This is a genomic window from Marinomonas phycocola, assembly GCF_047525455.1.
Lineage (GTDB): Bacteria > Pseudomonadota > Gammaproteobacteria > Pseudomonadales > Marinomonadaceae > Marinomonas.
This window is the reverse complement of record NZ_JBLIXL010000003.1, coordinates 95662-114403: the sequence shown is the minus strand read 5'-3', so window position 1 is coordinate 114403 and position 18742 is coordinate 95662. Positions and strand designations below refer to the sequence as shown.

The 18742-nt window shown below is 40.2% G+C and carries 18 protein-coding genes; 14 read left to right on the top strand and 4 right to left on the bottom strand.

Annotation, left to right across the window (positions count from 1 at the left end):
- Positions 1-9 precede the first annotated feature (9 nt).
- Positions 10-876: a hypothetical protein gene (locus ACMUMJ_RS03490; protein WP_414677407.1), complete on the bottom strand. Its 867-nt coding sequence runs from the start codon at positions 874-876 to the stop codon at positions 10-12.
- A gap of 535 nt (positions 877-1411) precedes the next feature.
- Between ACMUMJ_RS03490 and aat the strand changes: the two genes are divergently transcribed.
- Positions 1412-2143 (top strand): leucyl/phenylalanyl-tRNA--protein transferase, encoded by a 732-nt coding sequence (gene aat / locus ACMUMJ_RS03485; protein ID WP_414677406.1) that lies wholly within the window; start codon positions 1412-1414, stop codon positions 2141-2143.
- A gap of 245 nt (positions 2144-2388) precedes the next feature.
- Positions 2389-2607 carry a translation initiation factor IF-1 gene (infA, locus tag ACMUMJ_RS03480; RefSeq protein ID WP_191600772.1) on the top strand — a complete coding sequence of 73 codons (219 nt, stop codon included), beginning with the start codon at positions 2389-2391 and terminating at the stop codon, positions 2605-2607.
- Positions 2608-2698: 91 nt separating this feature from the next.
- Here the strand turns inward: infA and clpA are convergent, their stop codons facing one another.
- Both clpA and clpS read right to left on the bottom strand, forming a co-directional pair.
- On the bottom strand, positions 2699-4957 hold the full coding sequence (gene clpA / locus ACMUMJ_RS03475; RefSeq protein ID WP_414677405.1) for an ATP-dependent Clp protease ATP-binding subunit ClpA: 2259 nt from the start codon (positions 4955-4957) through the stop codon (positions 2699-2701).
- 20 nt (positions 4958-4977) lie between these two features.
- On the bottom strand, positions 4978-5325 hold the full coding sequence (clpS, locus tag ACMUMJ_RS03470) for an ATP-dependent Clp protease adapter ClpS (protein WP_414677404.1): 348 nt from the start codon (positions 5323-5325) through the stop codon (positions 4978-4980).
- 287 nt (positions 5326-5612) lie between these two features.
- On the opposite strand from clpS, the gene ACMUMJ_RS03465 reads away from it, so the two are divergent.
- From ACMUMJ_RS03465 to ACMUMJ_RS03420, 10 genes are all read left to right on the top strand, one after another.
- On the top strand, positions 5613-5849 hold the full coding sequence (locus tag ACMUMJ_RS03465) for a cold shock domain-containing protein (protein WP_414677403.1): 237 nt from the start codon (positions 5613-5615) through the stop codon (positions 5847-5849).
- Between the two features lie 113 nt (positions 5850-5962).
- Positions 5963-6718 (top strand): pseudouridine synthase, encoded by a 756-nt coding sequence (locus tag ACMUMJ_RS03460; protein WP_414677402.1) that lies wholly within the window; start codon positions 5963-5965, stop codon positions 6716-6718.
- Entirely contained in the window at positions 6615-7094 is a 480-nt protein-coding gene (locus tag ACMUMJ_RS03455) for an NUDIX domain-containing protein (RefSeq protein ID WP_414677401.1), read from the top strand. Before ACMUMJ_RS03460 ends, ACMUMJ_RS03455 begins: the two co-directional genes overlap by 104 nt.
- 44 nt (positions 7095-7138) lie before the next feature.
- A complete protein-coding gene (mnmA, locus tag ACMUMJ_RS03450) occupies positions 7139-8266 on the top strand; it encodes a tRNA 2-thiouridine(34) synthase MnmA (RefSeq protein ID WP_414677400.1) in 1128 nt (375 codons plus the stop codon).
- A gap of 27 nt (positions 8267-8293) precedes the next feature.
- Positions 8294-8920, top strand: coding sequence for a high frequency lysogenization protein HflD (gene hflD, locus ACMUMJ_RS03445; protein WP_414677399.1), 627 nt, complete (start codon positions 8294-8296; stop codon positions 8918-8920).
- 191 nt (positions 8921-9111) lie between these two features.
- Positions 9112-11334: an NADP-dependent isocitrate dehydrogenase gene (locus ACMUMJ_RS03440; protein ID WP_414677398.1), complete on the top strand. Its 2223-nt coding sequence runs from the start codon at positions 9112-9114 to the stop codon at positions 11332-11334.
- Positions 11335-11499: 165 nt separating this feature from the next.
- Positions 11500-11964 carry a YgjP-like metallopeptidase domain-containing protein gene (locus tag ACMUMJ_RS03435; RefSeq protein ID WP_414677397.1) on the top strand — a complete coding sequence of 155 codons (465 nt, stop codon included), beginning with the start codon at positions 11500-11502 and terminating at the stop codon, positions 11962-11964.
- 105 nt (positions 11965-12069) lie between these two features.
- Positions 12070-13464, top strand: coding sequence for an adenylosuccinate lyase (gene purB / locus ACMUMJ_RS03430; RefSeq protein WP_414677396.1), 1395 nt, complete (start codon positions 12070-12072; stop codon positions 13462-13464).
- 118 nt (positions 13465-13582) lie between these two features.
- Positions 13583-14779: a JmjC domain-containing protein gene (locus ACMUMJ_RS03425; RefSeq protein WP_414677395.1), complete on the top strand. Its 1197-nt coding sequence runs from the start codon at positions 13583-13585 to the stop codon at positions 14777-14779.
- 13 nt (positions 14780-14792) lie between these two features.
- Complete coding sequence (locus tag ACMUMJ_RS03420; RefSeq protein WP_414677394.1) at positions 14793-15209, top strand: GNAT family N-acetyltransferase; 417 nt, start codon at positions 14793-14795, stop codon at positions 15207-15209.
- Between the two features lie 149 nt (positions 15210-15358).
- Here the strand turns inward: ACMUMJ_RS03420 and ACMUMJ_RS03415 are convergent, their stop codons facing one another.
- Entirely contained in the window at positions 15359-15979 is a 621-nt protein-coding gene (locus tag ACMUMJ_RS03415; RefSeq protein ID WP_414677393.1) for an FKBP-type peptidyl-prolyl cis-trans isomerase, read from the bottom strand.
- Positions 15980-16219: 240 nt separating this feature from the next.
- On the opposite strand from ACMUMJ_RS03415, the gene ACMUMJ_RS03410 reads away from it, so the two are divergent.
- Together ACMUMJ_RS03410 and ACMUMJ_RS03405 are read left to right on the top strand one after the other, a co-directional pair.
- Entirely contained in the window at positions 16220-16702 is a 483-nt protein-coding gene (locus tag ACMUMJ_RS03410; RefSeq protein WP_414677392.1) for a universal stress protein, read from the top strand.
- 68 nt (positions 16703-16770) lie between these two features.
- Positions 16771-18705, top strand: a complete 1935-nt coding sequence (locus ACMUMJ_RS03405; RefSeq protein WP_414677391.1) for a DNA topoisomerase III — start codon at positions 16771-16773, stop codon at positions 18703-18705.
- Positions 18706-18742 lie beyond the last annotated feature (37 nt).

The window sequence follows — 18742 nt, the reverse complement described above, 5'->3', positions numbered from 1 at the left end:
AGGGAAATCTTAGAAAGATGCAGTAACGCCAAGAACATTTTTCTCGCCTTCACCGTCGGCTATATCACCATTGAAATTCTCGAAAGAATAAGTTAGATCGCCAACAGTGTATTTAGCAAAGAAGTAAGTACCGTCTGTTTCAGCTTCTTCGTCAGAAACATATTCTAGACCGAAGTTAAGTGCATCAGATGCAGCGAACTCAAGAGAAACACCGTAACCTTCAACATCAGAAGTTGTGCCAGAACCTTTTTCGCCAACACCGTAAGTTACAGAAAAAGTTGCTGCACCCGCATCTAGCTGAGCACCAACGTTGACTGCATTCGCGTCACCGACAGAACCAGCAGAGATACCCGCTTTAAAGCCACCTAGATCAGCAACATAAGACGCCGCAACACCAACATCTGAATCATCAGTGTTGTTTTCAGTTGCTTCAAGAGCCACAGTTAGACCTGGAGCTACTTCATAACGAACACCAGTGTTATCTGTATCGCTATCATCAGTTTCAATATCAACACCACCGAAGCGCTCATCGATACCCATGTAAGCGCCAGTCGCTATAGTTCCGTCAAAACGACCGAAAGATACGGCACCTTGCTTAACATACAATTTTTCCACACCAATTTTAGTTGCTTCATCATCACCAGTGTTAGCGATTTCGATTTCCGCGTACACAACACCCGTGTCGATTTTAAGCTCAACTTCACCAAGATCAGTACCATCAGCTAGATCATTATCATCTTTTGAATCGCCGTAGTAAGACGTATATTCAATACCTGCTTCGCCCGTGAAAACAGCTTCAGCAGCAAAAGTAGTAGTAGATACAGCAGCCGCAACAGCAGATACTGCAAAGATAGAAGCAAGTTTAATCGCTTTCATTCAAGATTCCCCTTTATATTTTATATTTTAGACCCATTGAAAGGTCTCTATAACCTAAACAAGAAACGCCGACAAATCAACGACTCATGCATAATAAAACCGAACAGTTTCACTTTTATGACATATAGATCAAAAAAGTCAACCGTTTGTCACCTCAAAACGGCATTGCTCTTGTGAGTCGCTGTTTCAAAATAGACTCGGTTTGGAACTGACATGATTAAAACCAAGTTTTCCTATGCTGGTCAAGAGTTCATGTGCTTTTTTTCTTATTTTTTGCATTTTTGCCGTTTTAAATGAATTGACAGACAAAAAACAACACTTTTTCTCTCCTTCAACCAACAAAACTGCCTAAAAAACGCACAACCATTAAATCATACACATTCGACATTTACCTAAAATAATCCAACTTTTTTCACCCTCTTCCCTTCACCGCCCTCTTGAAGAGACAATTAAAATCAAAAACCACAATGAAAAGCATTTATTTTATGATAACCCCCCCCTTCCTTAACAAAAAAACGTTACAAAAAGGAACCAAATGACTCAACCTGCAACAAACAAATCCATTACCTATTTAAATGAGTCTCCGTTTGAGATTCCATTTCCAGAAAACGCTCTTGATGAGCCTGATGGTTTATGTGCAATGGGTGGCGATTTAAGCAAAACTCGATTAATTAATATGTACCAACATGGTTTTTTTCCTTGGTATAGCGAACCGGATCCTATTTTATGGTGGCACCCAAAAGAAAGATGCGCGCTATTCCCTACGGATTTTCATCTATCCAGATCTCTAAAAAAGCACATTAAAAAACAAACATGGACCGTGAAAGTAAATACATCATTCTCAGACGTCATTCAGGCCTGCTCTGACAGCAGAGCAGACAAAGAAGGAACTTGGATATCAAATGACATCAAAAATGCGTACAGCGCACTTCATCGCTCAGGAGTTGCTCATTCTATTGAAGTTTGGGAAGGTGATCTCTTAATTGGTGGCTTATATGGAGTTTGCCTAGGCCGCGTGTTTTTTGGAGAATCGATGTTTTCAAGAAAAGAAAATGCCTCAAAAACCGCTCTTTATGCACTTTGCCAACACGCCAATGCAGCGAACATTCATTTAATCGATTGCCAAGTAGAATCCGACCACTTAATCACTTTAGGCGCAACACTCATTCCAAGAATAAAATTTTGCGATCTTTTAGACGATTATTGCACCCCCCCTCAATTAAATGGCTATTTACAATTAAATTCCATACTGCCCATACAGGTTTAAAGGCAAATAAAGATAGAAGCACCATATAGAAACAAGCCGTTTTTCTTAAATCAGACCTTAAACATTTAAATCTCACGTTCGTTTATTAAAAGATAGGAATACTTGCTCAGTTCATTTGCTATTCAATGTTTTTTTAGGCAAAATATGCGCGACTAAAATTTCAAATATGACCTTATTCTTAATATTGTAAAATTTGAATTGGGCTATACACGGCCTTTCACCTTTAAAACCATAGGACATTTATTGTGGCAAAAGAAGACAGCTTAGAAATGGAAGGCACTATCATTGATACACTGCCTAACACCATGTTCCGCGTCGAACTTGAAAACGGACACGTTGTAATTGCACATATTTCTGGAAAAATGCGCAAAAACTACATTCGTATATTAACTGGCGATAAAGTAAAAGTTGAGTTGACACCTTACGACTTAACAAAAGGTCGCATCGTTTATCGCGCACGTTAAACTCAACCATTTGTATCATTCCATTGTATAAATGTTAGACATAAAAAAACCGGATTTTGTCCGGTTTTTTTATGTCTAATCAGCACAGCTATTAATGATGCACCACACTCTCTTCCACAACCGTCAATACAAGTTCATCTTTGATTTCATCAAGTGAAACAGAAACCACACCGCCCTCATCTAAATCACCAAATAAAATCAACTCCGCCAAAGGTTTCTTCAAATGCTCTTGTATAACCCTTGCCATTGGTCTTGCCCCCATAGTCTGATCATACCCTTTACTGGCCAACCAGCCTCGGGCTGTATCCCCAATATCAAGCAAGACAGATTTAGGATCGAGCTGAGCCTGTAACTCCACTAAGAATTTATCAACCACATTAAAGATGACGCGCTCATCTAATTGTTTAAACTGAACAACGGCATCTAAACGATTTCTAAATTCTGGCGTAAATGTCCGATTAATAACCTCCATTCCATCAGTTGAATTGTCTTGGTTTGAGAAACCAATTGAGCGCTTCGCAAGAACTTCTGCCCCTGCATTCGACGTCATAACTAAAATCACGTTTTTAAAATCTGCTTTACGGCCATTATTGTCCGTTAACGTTCCATGATCCATTACTTGCAGTAGAATATTAAACACCTCAGTGTGCGCTTTTTCTATTTCATCAAGTAGAACAACACTATGGGGATTCTTTGTCACTGCTTCAGTCAACAAACCACCTTGATCAAACCCAACATAACCCGGAGGAGCACCAATCAAACGAGACACAGCATGTCTTTCCATATATTCAGACATATCAAAACGCAACAACTCTACGCCAAGTTGTTTTGCCAACTGACGAGTTACTTCTGTTTTGCCCACCCCCGTAGGACCCGCCATTAAAAAAGAGCCTATTGGCTTTTGATCCGCTTTAAGTCCTGCACGAGAAAGCTTAATAGCAGCGGACAATGACTCAATGGCATCATCTTGACCAAACACCACCATTTTAAGGTTACGCTCAAGATTGGATAACACTTTCCTATCATCAGAATTCACCGCTTTCACAGGCACTCTGGCAATTTTAGACACAATGTCTTCAATCTCTGTTACTGTAATCAACTCTTTACGCTTATCTTTAGGTTGCAACCTTTGAAAAGCACCTGCTTCATCAATCACATCAATTGCTTTATCAGGCATATTACGATCAGTAATATAACGAGACGCTAATTCCGATGCCGCTAATAAGGCTGGTGTTTCGTATTTAATTTGATGATGCTCTTCAAAAGTTCCAATAATACCTTTTAATATCTGATAAGTATCTTCAACACTTGGTTCATTAACATCAATTTTTTGGAAACGTCTCGCTAAGGCATGATCTTTCTCAAACACACCTCTGAATTCTTGGAATGTTGTCGAACCGATACAACGCAATCCACCAGAACTTAACGCAGGTTTCAGTAAATTTGATGCATCCATTACACCACCAGACGCTGCACCTGCACCAATAATGGTATGAATTTCATCAATAAATAAAATCGCATGTGGTTGCTTTTTCAAATCGTTTAGAAGTTGTTTTAAACGTTTTTCAAAATCACCTCGGTATTTCGTTCCAGCTAATAAAGCCCCCATATCCAACGAGTAAACAATGCCATCTTGAATAACGTCAGGAACATCATTATCGACTATGCGTTTTGCCAAACCTTCGGCAATAGCCGTTTTACCGACTCCGGCCTCACCCACCAATAAAGGGTTGTTTTTACGACGACGAGAAAGTGTTTGGATAACACGCTCTACTTCATGCTCTCGACCAATTAATGTGTCGATCTTTCCTTTTTTAGCTTCTTCATTTAAATTTGTGGCGTATTTTTGTAGAGGGGCAACATTACTCTCATCTTGCTCTTCCTCTTCTTTATTCTCAGATGAGGAATCATCACCCACTTTTGAAATTCCATGAGCCACAAAATTAACCACATCAATTCGAGCAACACCGTGTCTTTTTAACAAGTAAACACCTTGGCTTTCTTGTTCACTAAAAATAGCGACCAATACATTTGCACCCGTTACCTCTCTCTTACCAGAGGATTGAACATGAAATACCGCTCTTTGTAAGACCCGCTGGAAGCCTAACGTTGGCTGCACCTCTCGCTCTGCATCCTCTTCAGGTATCAGTGGTGTTGTACTATCAACAAATTCCTCAAGCTCTTTTTTAAGGGCATCAAGAGTAACACCGCAGGCGAATAAAACCGATGAAGCCGCATTATTATCAATTAAAGCCAGTAATAGATGCTCAACCGTCATAAATTCATGACGTTTGTCTCTTGCTGTTTTGAACGCGCTGTTTAAGGTTTGCTCTAATTCTTTATCTAGCATGGTAATAACCCCAATTTTAATCAGTCAACTTGTTGCAAATCACACATTAGTGGATGCTCATTTTCTTGAGCAAACTGCTGTACCATTGCGACTTTAGTTTCTGCGACATCAAAGGTAAAAACACCACATACTCCTTTACCTTTTGTGTGCACTTCTAACATTACCTGATTTGCTTTTTCTGCATCCAATGAAAAGAAACGCTGCAAAACAAACACAACAAAATCCATTGGTGTAAAGTCATCATTGAATAAAACGACTTGATACATCGAAGGCGGTTTTAACTTCATATCCTCTTCAGAAATCGAAATAACCGAATGCCCGTGATTATCATCTTCTAACCCTAGTCGAGTTTCTTGCGCTGTCTTCATCCTCGGTCTCTAAATAGTTTATAAATTTAATTGTTCTTACTTAATTGGAACAAGTTAACAAAAATCAATTCATTTTCATAAGTTAATTATGATAGTAGATCTTCTAATTTCATCAGTGTAGCACTATGTTGACACTTCAACTTTGCATTAATTGCGGTTTTTTATTCACTTAAAAACACATATTTCCTAGTTGGCTTTTTGATGTTTACCTCAAACTCGACTATCTTTCATTGAGTTGTTTTCTTTTTTATCGGTTCATAGAAGTCTACGATAGGCAGGAGAGAAGTATGCACACAGGAACAGTAAAGTGGTTCAATAACGCTAAAGGCTATGGTTTTATCGTTTGTGACAGTTTCGACGAAGACCTATTTAGCCATTACTCTGCAATTAATATCGAAGGATATAAAACATTAAAATCAGGACAAGAAGTTACCTTTGAAGTAACGCCTGGCGAAAGAGGCCTCCATGCCATCAACATATCCCCCGTCGATGACAAACCTATAGATAATAAAAAGAGCGACTAATTTAGACAATCGACTGTCAGTTTTTAAAAGATCATAGAAGCGTTTTTTTAGATGCATCTAGAGCCAATATTAAACATAATAGGTTCAATGTTTTCACTTTAACTCGGACTCTAATGAACAACATCATACTGTTTAATAAACCTTTCCAAGTACTCAGTCAATTTAGTAATGACGGAGACAAAAAAACATTGGCTCACTTCATTGATATACCTAATGTATACCCTGCTGGTAGGTTAGATTTTGATTCTGAAGGACTGATGCTATTAACTGAGAACGGTTCAGTTCAGCATTTAATTTCATCACCCACATTTAAAATGCCTAAAACATACTGGGCTCAAGTCGAAGGAATCCCGAGTGAATACGATCTTGAAAAATTGCGCAATGGAGTAGAGCTAAAAGATGGGATAACATTGCCAGCTCAAGCAAAAAGCATAACGCCAAATTCTATTTCCGATAGATCTCCTCCAGTACGTTTTCGTCAAGCCATTCCAACGTCTTGGGTTGAGCTGAAAATACATGAAGGTAAAAACAGACAAGTAAGAAGGATGACGGCAGCAATAGGCTATCCAACCTTACGATTAATCCGTGTGGCGATTGGCCCTTATAGCATTGATACGGAAAATCTAGCTGAAGGCGAATGGAAAAGCGTCCCCCTTTCTCCTGAGTTTCAAGAACGAGTATTTCAATTTGAAAAAAACAGAAAAAAAAGTACGTCCAGAGCTCCCACGAATAACAGTCGCCGCCATTATAGTAAAACCCAATCAGATGGCAGTATCTCAACAGAACGCAAAACCACACCAAACGAAAAAACAGGTAGAAAACCATTATCTAATAGTAAAAGAGTGGCAAGGAAAACAACTCGTTCTTAACCAACCCGCAGGTCATGTTGAAAACAGAGAATCCTTAGAGAGTGCCATAATACGTGAGGTGCTTGAAGAAACCGGCTGGAGAGTCAAGCCAGCGCAACTCTTAGGTATTTATTCATTCACCCCCACCGAGACAGCAGACACCTATCATAGAGTCTGCTTTATTTGTACCCCCATATCTAAAGAGCATAATAACCTTGATCCAGACATCGATAGTTGTGATTGGATGACAAAAGAGGAAATTTTATCTCAACCGTTAAGGAGCCCATTAGTAAGACAGTGCATTGAAGATTTTGAAAAAGGCCTTATCTTCTCCTTAAACTTAATAAATAACTCCCATCTCATGGCCTATGATAATTACGCACATGAGGTACAATAGTTTCAATTTTTTATTACCTTACATTTTTGAGCCTTTATTTTTCAATGAATACACCCACTTCAAATCAAAATACACCTTTAAACACTGGCAAAAAAGTCATTGTCGGTATGTCTGGAGGTGTTGACTCCTCTGTCTCTGCTCTTTTACTGATGCAACAAGGCTATCAAGTAGAAGGGTTATTTATGAAAAATTGGGACGAAGATGATGGTACAGAATATTGCACGGCAAAAGATGACCTCGCCGATGCTCAGGTTGTTTGCGATACATTGGGCGTTCATTTGCATACCGCCAACTTCGCCTCTGAATACTGGGACAATGTTTTTGAGCATTTTTTAGAAGAATACAAAATGGGTCGAACTCCTAACCCTGATATACTTTGCAATAAAGAAATTAAATTCAAAGCTTTTTTAGAATACGCTCTGGAATTGGGCGCTGATTACATTGCTACCGGTCACTATGTTCGTCGTGGAGAACTCGAAGGCGAAGCCACACTCTTAAAAGGTTTGGACAACAACAAAGATCAAAGCTATTTTCTATATGCGGTTGGCAAACATGAAATAGCCAAAACACTGTTTCCTGTTGGGGAACTAGAAAAGCCAGAAGTGAGGCGTTTAGCAGAAGAACATAATTTAGTTACTCACAACAAAAAAGACAGTACTGGTATCTGCTTTATCGGAGAGCGTCGTTTTAAAGACTTTTTAGAACAATACTTGCCAGCACAACCAGGACAGATACAAACACTAGAAGGCGATACGATTGGAACCCATTCTGGATTAATGTATCACACCATAGGCCAACGCCAAGGATTAGGAATTGGAGGATTAGCTAACTATTCTGATGATCCGTGGTATGTCGTAGAAAAAGATCTCAAGAATAATATTTTACTTGTCACACAAGGGGGTGAGCATGATGCATTATACAAAACGCACCTTATTGCGGACAACATGGATTGGGTTGCCTTAAAAGCCCCCATCATGCCTTTACAATGCAAAGCAAAATGTCGCTACCGTCAGACAGATCAAGACTGTACGATCGATGTATTAACAGACGGCCGTTATGAAGTGAGCTTCACAATGCCTCAAAGAGCTATAACGCCTGGCCAATCGGTTGTATTTTATCTTGATAATTTATGTCTAGGCGGCGGAATTATTAATCATGCGTTTAATAAATAAAATCTTTTAAATAGGTATAACGATACTGTGACCACTCGAGAAAAAGATCAGGCCATTGCATTATCCGCTCTATTCCAAGCAGCAGAGCTCGTTGCCACCCTTGCAAAAACAGGGCAAGTGAACCAAGAGCAGTTAACTCCTTTACTAGACAGTGTATTGATTCTAGATGCGCCTAATACCTGTGATATTTATGGTGGTGAATGGGAATGGTCAACACAATTACAACAAGGTAAGCAGCTTTGCAAAAAGACGCTCGGTAACGATAGAAATTCCGTTGACCCTGACATCATCCGTTATGCTTTAAGCGTGCTCCACCTTGAAGCAAAGCTTTCAAAAGATAAAACCATGCTATCTACCGTTGGCACTAAATTAGGTAATCTGGTGCGTCAGCGAGATCACTTTGATTCCAGTACTCATGCTAATATTATCGCTGCTATGTCTGGCTTATATCAAGATACCTTAAGTAATTTAAGTTTCAGAATTCAAGTTCAGGGAGACAGTCGATTCTTACAGCAGGGGCATATCGCTGAACAAGTGCGAGCAATACTGCTATCCGGTGTACGTGCCGCTATTCTATGGCGTCAGTTAGGAGGCCGTAGATGGCATTTTATTTTTAAAAGAAAAGCATTGTTACACGCTCTAGAAACTCGTTGAGAGCAAATCACTTATGAAAATTATGAGTATATCGCTCACCAATTATTTATAAGACCATTTTTTAGGTACTATGTGCATTCGAAAATGACAGTTGAACCTTTTATTTAGCTGTCGATTCAAATCAAAATTATGTGATGAAACATTATCACCAATTCAATTGGTTAAACCGATCATAACGTTAGGGGAAACACATGTCAGATAATCAGACTATTTATTACACTCTTACTGATGAAGCTCCAGCTCTTGCGACCGCTTCTCTACTGCCTATTGTCCGTGCCTTTACTAAAGAAGCAGGTGTGGCAATTGAATTAACCGATATTTCTCTTGCTGGTCGTATTCTTGCCGCTTTTCCAGAAGCATTAACAGCAGAACAACGCGTTGTTGATGGCTTACAATTTTTGGGCGAATTAACAAAGAAACCAGAAGCAAACATTGTAAAACTACCAAACATCAGTGCGTCTATTCCTCAATTAACGGCAGCGATTACTGAGCTTCAATCTCAAGGTTACAATATTCCTAGCTATCCTGAAGCACCTTCTACTGACGAAGAAAAAGCCGTTCAAACCAGTTATTCTAAAATCCTAGGCAGCGCGGTAAACCCTGTATTACGTCAAGGTAACTCTGATCGACGCGCACCAGCAGCAGTAAAAGCGTTTGCTCGTAAAAATCCTCACTCAATGGGAAAATGGAGCAAAGCGTCTCAGTCACACGCTGATTATATGCGTGATGGAGACTTCTTCTCAAGTGAGCAGTCCGTCACTATCGATCAAGATCAAACTGTTAGTCTAGAGTTTGTTAATCAATCTGGCGAAGTGACTGTTAAAAAGACATTGTCTGTTGTAGCAGGTGAAGTACTTGATAGCATGAACATGAGCTGTGCAAAATTGCGCGCGTTTATGGAAGATTCTTTAAACGATGCTAAAGAGAACAATATCATGTGGTCTTTACACGTTAAAGCAACCATGATGAAAGTGTCTCACCCTATTGTATTTGGTCATGCTGTTACTGTTTTCTATAAAGATGTATTTGCAAAATACGGTGAGTTATTTAAAGAGATTGGTGTAAACCCAAACAATGGCTTAGGCAATGTTTATGACAAAATCAAATCACTTCCTGAAGCAAAGCAAAAAGAAATAACAGACGCAATCGAAGCATGCTATGCGACTCGCCCTGAGCTAGCAATGGTTGATTCTGATCGTGGAATTACTAACCTACACGTGCCAAGTGATGTCATCGTTGACGCTTCAATGCCAGCAATGATTCGCGGTTCTGGTAAAATGTGGGGCCGTGACGGCCAACCTAAAGACGCGAAAGCGGTTATGCCTGAATCAACGTATGCACGTATTTACCAAGAAGCGATCAATTTCTGTAAAACAAATGGCGCATTTGACCCAACAACAATGGGCACGGTTCCTAATGTTGGTTTAATGGCTCAAAAAGCAGAGGAATACGGTTCTCACGACAAAACATACGAAATTGCTGAAAATGGCATTATGCGTGTTGTTGCTGAAAATGGCACAGTACTTATGCAGCACACTGTTGAGACGGGTGATATCTGGCGTGCATGCCAAACGAAAGATGCGCCAATCCGTGATTGGGTTAAATTGGGCGCAACTCGTGCCCGTCAATCCAATACGCCAGCGGTTTTCTGGTTAGAAGACGAACGCGCACACGACAATGAACTTCGTAAGAAGGTAGAACGTTACCTTAAAGATCACGATTTGGATGGTGTGGATGTTCGTATCATGCCTTACAACGAAGCCATTCGCTTCTCTATGGAACGCGCTAAACGCGGCCTAGATACCATTTCTGTTACAGGCAATGTGCTACGTGATTATCTAACCGACCTTTTCCCAATCTTGGAGTTAGGGACGTCCGCAAAAATGCTATCTATTGTTCCAATGCTAAATGGCGGTGGCATGTACGAAACAGGCGCAGGTGGTTCAGCACCAAAACACGTACAACAATTAGCACAAGAAAACCATTTACGTTGGGATTCTCTAGGTGAGTTTTTAGCCATTGCCGTGTCTCTAGAAGAGCTAGGCATTAAAAACAATAACCCTCAATCCATCGTACTTGCAAAAGCAATGGACAAAGCAACAGAACGTCTACTGGATACAAATAAATCACCTTCTCGTAAAACCGGTGAATTAGATAACCGTGGCAGCCACTTCTACCTTGCTATGTTCTGGTCAGAAGAACTGGCAAAACAAACGGATGATGTGACACTGGCTCAGAAGTTTGCGCCTTTGGCTTCTGCTTTAGCGGAAAATGAAGATAAAATTGTTGCTGAATTGAATGGTGTTCAAGGCAAGCCTGCCGATCTATCTGGCTACTACAACATCAATCTTGAGAAAGTAACACAAGTAATGCGCCCAAGCACAACGTTTAACGCAACACTTGAAGCACTGTGATTTTTTAAACTAATCCTTTAGAAAAGACACATTGCTCTATCCAAAAGCCCAAGCGATCATTTCGTTTGGGCTTTTTATTAACACGAAAACGTAACATTACAACATATGATTTCCCTAAAGTACTTAAAGCACTATTCAATAGACTTGCAAAATCAAGTAACACAATTGATCGAATCCAATCGTTTATCTGATCATATTCGCAAGCAATACCCTACCACTCATCAAATTAGCAATGACAAAGCTCTGAGAGAATTCACGCTTACTATAAAAAACCAATATCTCAAAAAATCCGATCCTCTAAGCAAAATCATTTATGATAATAAAATTCATGTGGTGAATAATGCATTAGGGTTACACAGCTATGCATCAAGAGTACAAGGCAGCAAATTAAAAAATAAAAATGAGATTCGTATTAGTTCGGTTTTTAAAGACTCTCCGGAAGCATTTTTGCGGATGATTGTGGTGCACGAACTTGCCCATCTGAAAGAAAAAGAACACAACAAAGCTTTCTATAAAGTCTGCTGTCATATGTTACCTAATTATCATCAACTCGAATTTGATATGCGCCTCTATCTTACTCACTTAGAACTTTTAGGTAGCGTTTACCCACCGATAGATAAAAAAGACTAAGCAGGTTCACCTTTGATTAAAGAATGTCCTTCCTATAATGGCTTCCAAGCCCCCTTTTGCCTATAATAGCCACTCCCTGAAAACCATGGTCGAGGCTCTCTCTCAATGCAACAAACAGGCTTTACGCAACTATCAAGTTTAAACGCAATTTCTCCTATTGACGGTCGATATGGCTCAAAAACTCATGTTCTTCGCCGCTCTGTAAGTGAGTATGGCTTATTAAGAATGCGCGTCATAGTAGAAGTTAAATGGCTCCAAGCGCTGTCAAATCATGACGGTATTCCAGAAGTGCCTACGTTAAGTGAGCCTGCTAACCTTTTCTTAAACGAATTGGCGGACAACTTCAGCGAAGCAGACGCTCAAGCAATCAAAGACATCGAAAAAACCACCAACCACGATGTAAAAGCCGTTGAATATTTCATCAAAGGCAAGATGGAAACAATCCCTGAGCTTGCTGCTGTTTCTGAATTTGTCCACTTTGCATGTACTTCTGAAGACATCAACAATTTATCCCATGCTTTGATGCTACGTGAAGCATTAAATGATGGCATTCTTCCCGAGCTAAACCACGTCGTCAGTGCCATTCAAGCGTTAGCACATGAACATGCTGAACAGCCTATGCTGTCTCGTACTCATGGCCAAACAGCATCACCAACCACCGTTGGTAAAGAAATGGCGAATGTCGCTGCACGTTTATCTCGACAAGTTAATCAAGTAAAACAGGTCGAGTTTCTAGGTAAGATTAACGGCGCCGTGGGGAACTACAATGCACACCTTTCTGCTTATCCAAATGTTGATTGGCAGGCTCACGCAGAAGAGTTTGTGACCTCTTTAGGATTAACATGGAATCCTTATACGACTCAAATAGAACCGCATGATTACATTGCTGAATTGTACGATGCACTTAGCCGTTTCAACACAATTCTGATCGATTTTGATCGTGATGTTTGGGGCTACATTTCCATGGGCTTCTTCAAACAAAAAACCATTGCTGGCGAAATCGGATCATCGACCATGCCTCACAAAGTAAACCCAATCGATTTTGAAAACTCAGAAGGTAATTTGGGCATTGCTAATGCGATCATGGGTCACCTAAGTGCTAAGTTGCCAATTTCTCGCTGGCAGCGTGACTTAACAGACTCTACTGTTCTACGTAATTTAGGCGTTGGTTTGGCGCATTGCTTAATCTCTTACCAAGCAACGTTAAAAGGCATCAACAAACTTGAAATCAACAAGCCTCGCCTTGATAGCGACCTTAACGCTGCATGGGAAGTATTAGCAGAACCGATTCAAACCGTAATGCGTCGTTATGGTATTGAATCACCTTATGAAAAATTGAAAGAGTTGACTCGCGGTCGTGCCATCGATCAAGCAACAATCGAAGCGTTCGTCGACACTCTAGAGTTACCTGAAGAAGCGAAGCAGCAGCTAAAAGCACTGACACCAAACAATTACATTGGTAACGCCGTTTCTCAAGCAAAAAATATTAACGCAATCTAATACCGATGCGATGTTAATTCGTCCATCAGATGTGGATTACTTGCATTTGATGAACCCATTGCTTAAGAGTCGATTATTCGACTCTTTTTGTTTTTCCCTATCAATACAGAGACCCCAAATGAGCACACTTGATTCTCCTATTTCTATTTTAGGTGGCATGACCATTCGAACGTTCATGGAAGAATACTGGCAGAAAAAACCTCTGGTAATACGAGGTGGTTTAAAGGATTTTCCTTTGCCTTTAGAGGCGGATGAGTTAGCCGGTTTATCCATGGAGGAAGAAGTTGAGTCTCGAATTGTTATCGAAAAAGGGAACACACCTTGGGAACTGCAACAAGGGCCTTTTACCGATGAGACCTTTGCCAATCTTCCTGAAGAAGAGTGGACGCTACTTGTTCAAGCCGTTGATCATTGGGTACCTGAAATACAAGAATTGAAAGAACGTTTCCATTTTTTACCTAGCTGGCGCCTAGACGACATTATGGTCAGTTACGCTACCAAAGGTGGCAGTGTTGGCCCTCATTTTGATCAATACGACGTTTTTTTAATACAAATGTCTGGCGGCCGCCGTTGGCAAGTCCTACCGCCTGATCAATACACAGACATACCAATTAAAGACATTGATTTACACATTCTGTCAGAGTTTACTCCCAACCCTGAGCTAGAGTACGACTTACACACTGGTGACATTCTATATTTACCACCTAATTACGCCCATAATGGCCGTGCATTAGACAATGAGTGCATGACCTATTCTGTTGGCTTCAGAGCACCGAGTATTCAAGACGCGTTAACAGGGATCCATGATCAGCTAATCGAGCAAGCTGATGAAAAAAAGCGTTTTGCAGCGCCAGGGCTATTTAAAGAAATACACCATGCAGAAATTGATTCCAGTGACCTCTCTTACCTTCACTCTGAACTGTCTAAATTATTGGATCAACCTGAGAAGCTGTTAGATTGGTTAGGACAAAACATGAGTGATGTAAAATACCCCGAATACCAAAAAATACTCACAACCGAAGAGACAGAACAAGCCTTTTCTCAAATTCAAAAAGGTGCAACATTCTTCCGCCCAGGTGACGCTAGAATTTGCTATGCAACATCCACTGAGAACAGCCGTCAAATAAAACTGTTCTGTAATGGCGATCACCTTGTGGTAGATCATACATTAGAAAGCTTTATCCAAGCGATTTGTGATCAAGTCGAGTTTGAGTTTACCGAGCTGGATTTTGATAAGCATTCCGATATCGCACTGATACTTAAGTTTTTGTTACAAACGCAAGGCTTAATTGAATTAACAGAAAACGAAGAATAAACAAGGAGTTTTTATGAAAGTATTAACCACTGATTGGAGAAGCAGCAAAGCTCAGTTGCAATTCGTACGTAAACAGGTTTTTATTCTTGAGCAAGGTATTGCTGAACAAGATGAGTGGGATGAACTGGACGAAGCGTCTGTCCACTTTGTTTCCTTTGGAACAACAGCAGTACCAACGGGTGTAGCCAGACTTACTCCAGAGGGAAAGATTGGTAGAATGGCCGTATTGTCCAGTTATCGCCATCAAGGTTATGGCAGTATGCTTCTAGACAAAGCCATTCAAGTCGCGAGGGAAATGGGGCACAGAGAGGTGCACTTACACGCTCAAGCAGATGCCCAACCGTTTTATGAAAAACAAGACTTTAAAACAGACGGTAAAGTCTTTTTAGAAGCGGGGGTTTTTCATGTATTAATGGCACGAAAAATCTAGTTTTCTCTATGCTATAGACCATAAAAAGCGGACCTGTGAGTCCGCTTTTTATGGTTGAATTATCGTACTTATAATTTATTTTATATAAATACTTCTTGAGTACAAGGCTAAATAATAAACAACGTAACGATCATATAAGCCGTTTCCAATTAGATAACAGCGATCAACTCAACATCAAATTCCAATACAGAGAACGGCTGAATCATACCACCAGCGCCTTGAGCACCGTAAGCAAGTTCAGCGGGAATAGTAAGACGATATTTAGCACCTTCTTTCATCATTTGTAGTGCTTCAGTCCAACCAGCAATAACACCCGTTACAGGGAACTCAATTGGCTCACCACGAGCAATAGAGCTATCAAAAACCTGTCCGTCAATTAGGCGACCTTCGTAATGAACTCGAACAGTGGAAGCCGTCGTTGGTGTTGCACCTGTACCTTCTTCAATTACTACATATTGAAGACCACTTTCAGTTACTTGAACACCTTCTTTTTCTTTGTTTGCAGCAAGGAACTCTAAACCAGCAGTAACATTGCCTTCCGACGCTGCTTTTTGTTTTTCTTCCATTGCAGCTTGAAGACCAGCAAACGCGGATTCAAGTTCTTCAGCCGGAACGCGCATCTCAGCACCATTCAACGAATCTTCAATTGCAGCAAAAAGGTGCTCCAAAGAAATTTCACCAAGGTCACTACCACTTAGTTGATCACCAATTTGACGACCAATTCCGTAACCAATTTTTGCTTCGTTTGTGTCGAATGACAGCTCTGACATAGTCCGTACTCTCTTATAAAAGTGTGTTTTAAATTAAGGCGGACATCATATCATAGACATTTTCCTCTTCCGAGCCATGTTAATGAGATAGCGATAGATAATCAGGAAAAAATCTTACAAAATCAATACAAAATACCTACAAATATCTTGATGTGCATCAGCATAAAAAAACATCGACTCTTCTACACTAAATAAGACATCTTTAAGTACTGCATAACCCTTTTTATTTAGGAGAGTACAATGATTACTAAAATAAACACAATGATCTACGCATACGATCTTGCAGGAAAAACACAAGAATCTATGGATCTAGTGATGAGTATGGCGTTACAACATCAAGCTGAAGTCATTTTACTGCATGTTATTGACCCAGTTAGCCCTCAAACAGAAGGCATGATTCAGAGCTACATTCCACCTGAAACCTTTCAAAAAATAAGAGAAAAGGCCATCAATGACACGAGAGAGATTATGCAGACACAACTAACGGAGTATTTAAATGACAATCTAGATCCACTATCGAAACTGGTAAAAAAGCCTCGCTGCCTGGTTGCAATAGGCACACCAAATGAAGTGATTAAGAGCACTTCGGAGAAACACCAAGCCGACCTTATTATTATGAATAACCGAACTCACTCTAAGCTGGGGCAAATAATGCTTGGATCAAACGCGAATAAAGTAATACATCAGAGTAAAATTCCAGTGCTAGTCGTACCTATCCACTAATTAAAGAGTGGCGCTAAACACCACTTACCGTTAAACTTTACTGTATAAAAAACCAGTAAAGTTTAACTATGATTTTATATATTGCTGAAAAGCCCAGTGTTGGTAGAGCCGTAGCCGATGTTTTACCCAAACCTCATAAAAAAGGCGATGGGTATATTGAAGTCGCAACCGGCGACATTGTCACTTGGTGTATCGGGCATTTGTTAGAACAAGCAGAGCCAGATGCTTACAACCCAGAATACAAAAAATGGAGAAAGGAGCATCTCCCTATTATTCCTACTAAATGGAAACATCAGGTTAAACCTCAGACAAAAAATCAATTTACTATTATTAAAAAATTAATCAGACAGGCTGACAGCCTCGTCAACATGGGTGACCCCGATCGAGTAGGGCAAATTCTAGTAGACGAAGTCATTAACTATACTGGCGTATCAAAGAAAAAACGTGAGGCCGTAAAACGCTGTCTCATTAGTGATATGAACCCTGCGGCCATTAAAAAATCATTGCATAATCTACGTAATAATACCGATTTCGTCCCCTTAGCCACATCCGCTCTGGCCAGAGCGAGAGCCGATTGGCTCTATGGCATTAATATGACTCGACTTTGCACTCTACAAGGACAGAAATCGGGCTACCACGGCGTGCTTTCTATTGGCAGAGTACAAACACCTACATTGGGCTTAATCGTACACAGAGACCAAGAAGTGGAGCGCTTTATAACAAAGCCTTTCTATGAAGTTTTCGTTACCCTCCAAACTAAAAGAGGAGAACAATACAGTGCGAAGTGGAAACCGAGCGAGGCATGCGAGCCCTATATGGATGAAGATGGAAGAGTCCTCTCTAAAAAGCTTGCAGAGACAGTATTAAGTCGAGTATCGACCCAAGTAGGAAACGTTACAAACGTTAAAACGGATAATAAAAAACAAGCGCCTCCGTTCCCCTACAATCTGTCAACGTTACAAATAGATGCATCTAAGCGTTTTAATTTAAACGCCCAACAAACGCTTGATATTTGCCAACAACTCTATGAACGCCACAAACTCATTACCTACCCTCGTTCAGAGTGTCGCTATTTACCCAAAGGGCATTTAGCGGATAAACACTCTGTTATTAACGCGATCAAATCTACTTGCCCACCGCTAGAAAAAGCCACTTCTGAGGCAACATTGCCTCTTATAAGCAAGGCATGGAACGATTCGAAGGTCAGTGCACATCATGCAATCATCCCAACCGCTAAATCAATGGATCACAGTCGATTAACAAAAGACGAAAAAAATGTGTATGAATTAATCGCGCGGCAATACCTAGTTCAGTTTTACCCTGCATTTGAATACTCCGAAAAACAAATTGATCATGAAATTTCTGGAGGGCTTTTCTTATCTAGGCAAAAAGAAGTCACTTCCGAAGGGTGGAAAGCGCTTTTCCCTACAAAAAACGCATCGGACACTGACAATGAATTTTCTATTCGTAAGCTTCCCGATGTAAAAAAAGGAGAACGTGTAGATTGTATCGATGGAAAGCTAGCTGAAAAAATGACCCGCCCTCCAAAACATTTTACTGATGCGTCCTTATTGTCAGCAATGACGGGCATTGCTCGCTACGTTACGGATCCGAACATCAAAAAAGTTCTGAGAGAAACGGATGGCCTTGGAACAGAAGCTACGCGGGCAGGCATTATTGAATTATTATTTAAAAGACAATTTTTAATTAAAAAAGGCAAAGAAATACATGCTACAGAGGTCGGTAAACAACTAATAAACAGTCTACCTATTCAAATGGTCTTACCCGACATGACCGCTCATTGGGAGTCTCAGTTAGAAGCAATTAGTGAGAAAAAAATGAAATACACTCAATTTATGAAACCTTTAACTGAAGGGTTAACGGCATTAATTGCCTCTGTTGAGCACGTTAGCTTTTCAGGCATGAATGGAATGGGTAAGAAATTCACTAAACGCACAACAAAAAGAACCGTTAAAAAAGCCAAGTCCAAAACGCTTTCATAAAGAAACGAGTGTAGATTCTTACAGATCCTTGTAGCGG

Coding starts and splice junctions, on each gene's coding strand:
- ACMUMJ_RS03420 (WP_414677394.1), top strand. CDS start 14,793: ATGAAAGTATTAACCACTGATTGGAGAAGCAGCAAAGCTCAGTTGCAA.
- clpA (WP_414677405.1), bottom strand. CDS start 4,957: ATGCTAGATAAAGAATTAGAGCAAACCTTAAACAGCGCGTTCAAAACA.
- ACMUMJ_RS03415 (WP_414677393.1), bottom strand. CDS start 15,979: ATGTCAGAGCTGTCATTCGACACAAACGAAGCAAAAATTGGTTACGGA.
- mnmA (WP_414677400.1), top strand. CDS start 7,139: ATGAATACACCCACTTCAAATCAAAATACACCTTTAAACACTGGCAAA.
- clpS (WP_414677404.1), bottom strand. CDS start 5,325: ATGAAGACAGCGCAAGAAACTCGACTAGGGTTAGAAGATGATAATCAC.
- ACMUMJ_RS03425 (WP_414677395.1), top strand. CDS start 13,583: ATGAGCACACTTGATTCTCCTATTTCTATTTTAGGTGGCATGACCATT.
- ACMUMJ_RS03440 (WP_414677398.1), top strand. CDS start 9,112: ATGTCAGATAATCAGACTATTTATTACACTCTTACTGATGAAGCTCCA.
- purB (WP_414677396.1), top strand. CDS start 12,070: ATGCAACAAACAGGCTTTACGCAACTATCAAGTTTAAACGCAATTTCT.
- ACMUMJ_RS03490 (WP_414677407.1), bottom strand. CDS start 876: ATGAAAGCGATTAAACTTGCTTCTATCTTTGCAGTATCTGCTGTTGCG.
- ACMUMJ_RS03460 (WP_414677402.1), top strand. CDS start 5,963: ATGAACAACATCATACTGTTTAATAAACCTTTCCAAGTACTCAGTCAA.
- ACMUMJ_RS03405 (WP_414677391.1), top strand. CDS start 16,771: ATGATTTTATATATTGCTGAAAAGCCCAGTGTTGGTAGAGCCGTAGCC.
- aat (WP_414677406.1), top strand. CDS start 1,412: ATGACTCAACCTGCAACAAACAAATCCATTACCTATTTAAATGAGTCT.
- ACMUMJ_RS03455 (WP_414677401.1), top strand. CDS start 6,615: ATGGCAGTATCTCAACAGAACGCAAAACCACACCAAACGAAAAAACAG.
- ACMUMJ_RS03465 (WP_414677403.1), top strand. CDS start 5,613: ATGCACACAGGAACAGTAAAGTGGTTCAATAACGCTAAAGGCTATGGT.
- ACMUMJ_RS03410 (WP_414677392.1), top strand. CDS start 16,220: ATGATTACTAAAATAAACACAATGATCTACGCATACGATCTTGCAGGA.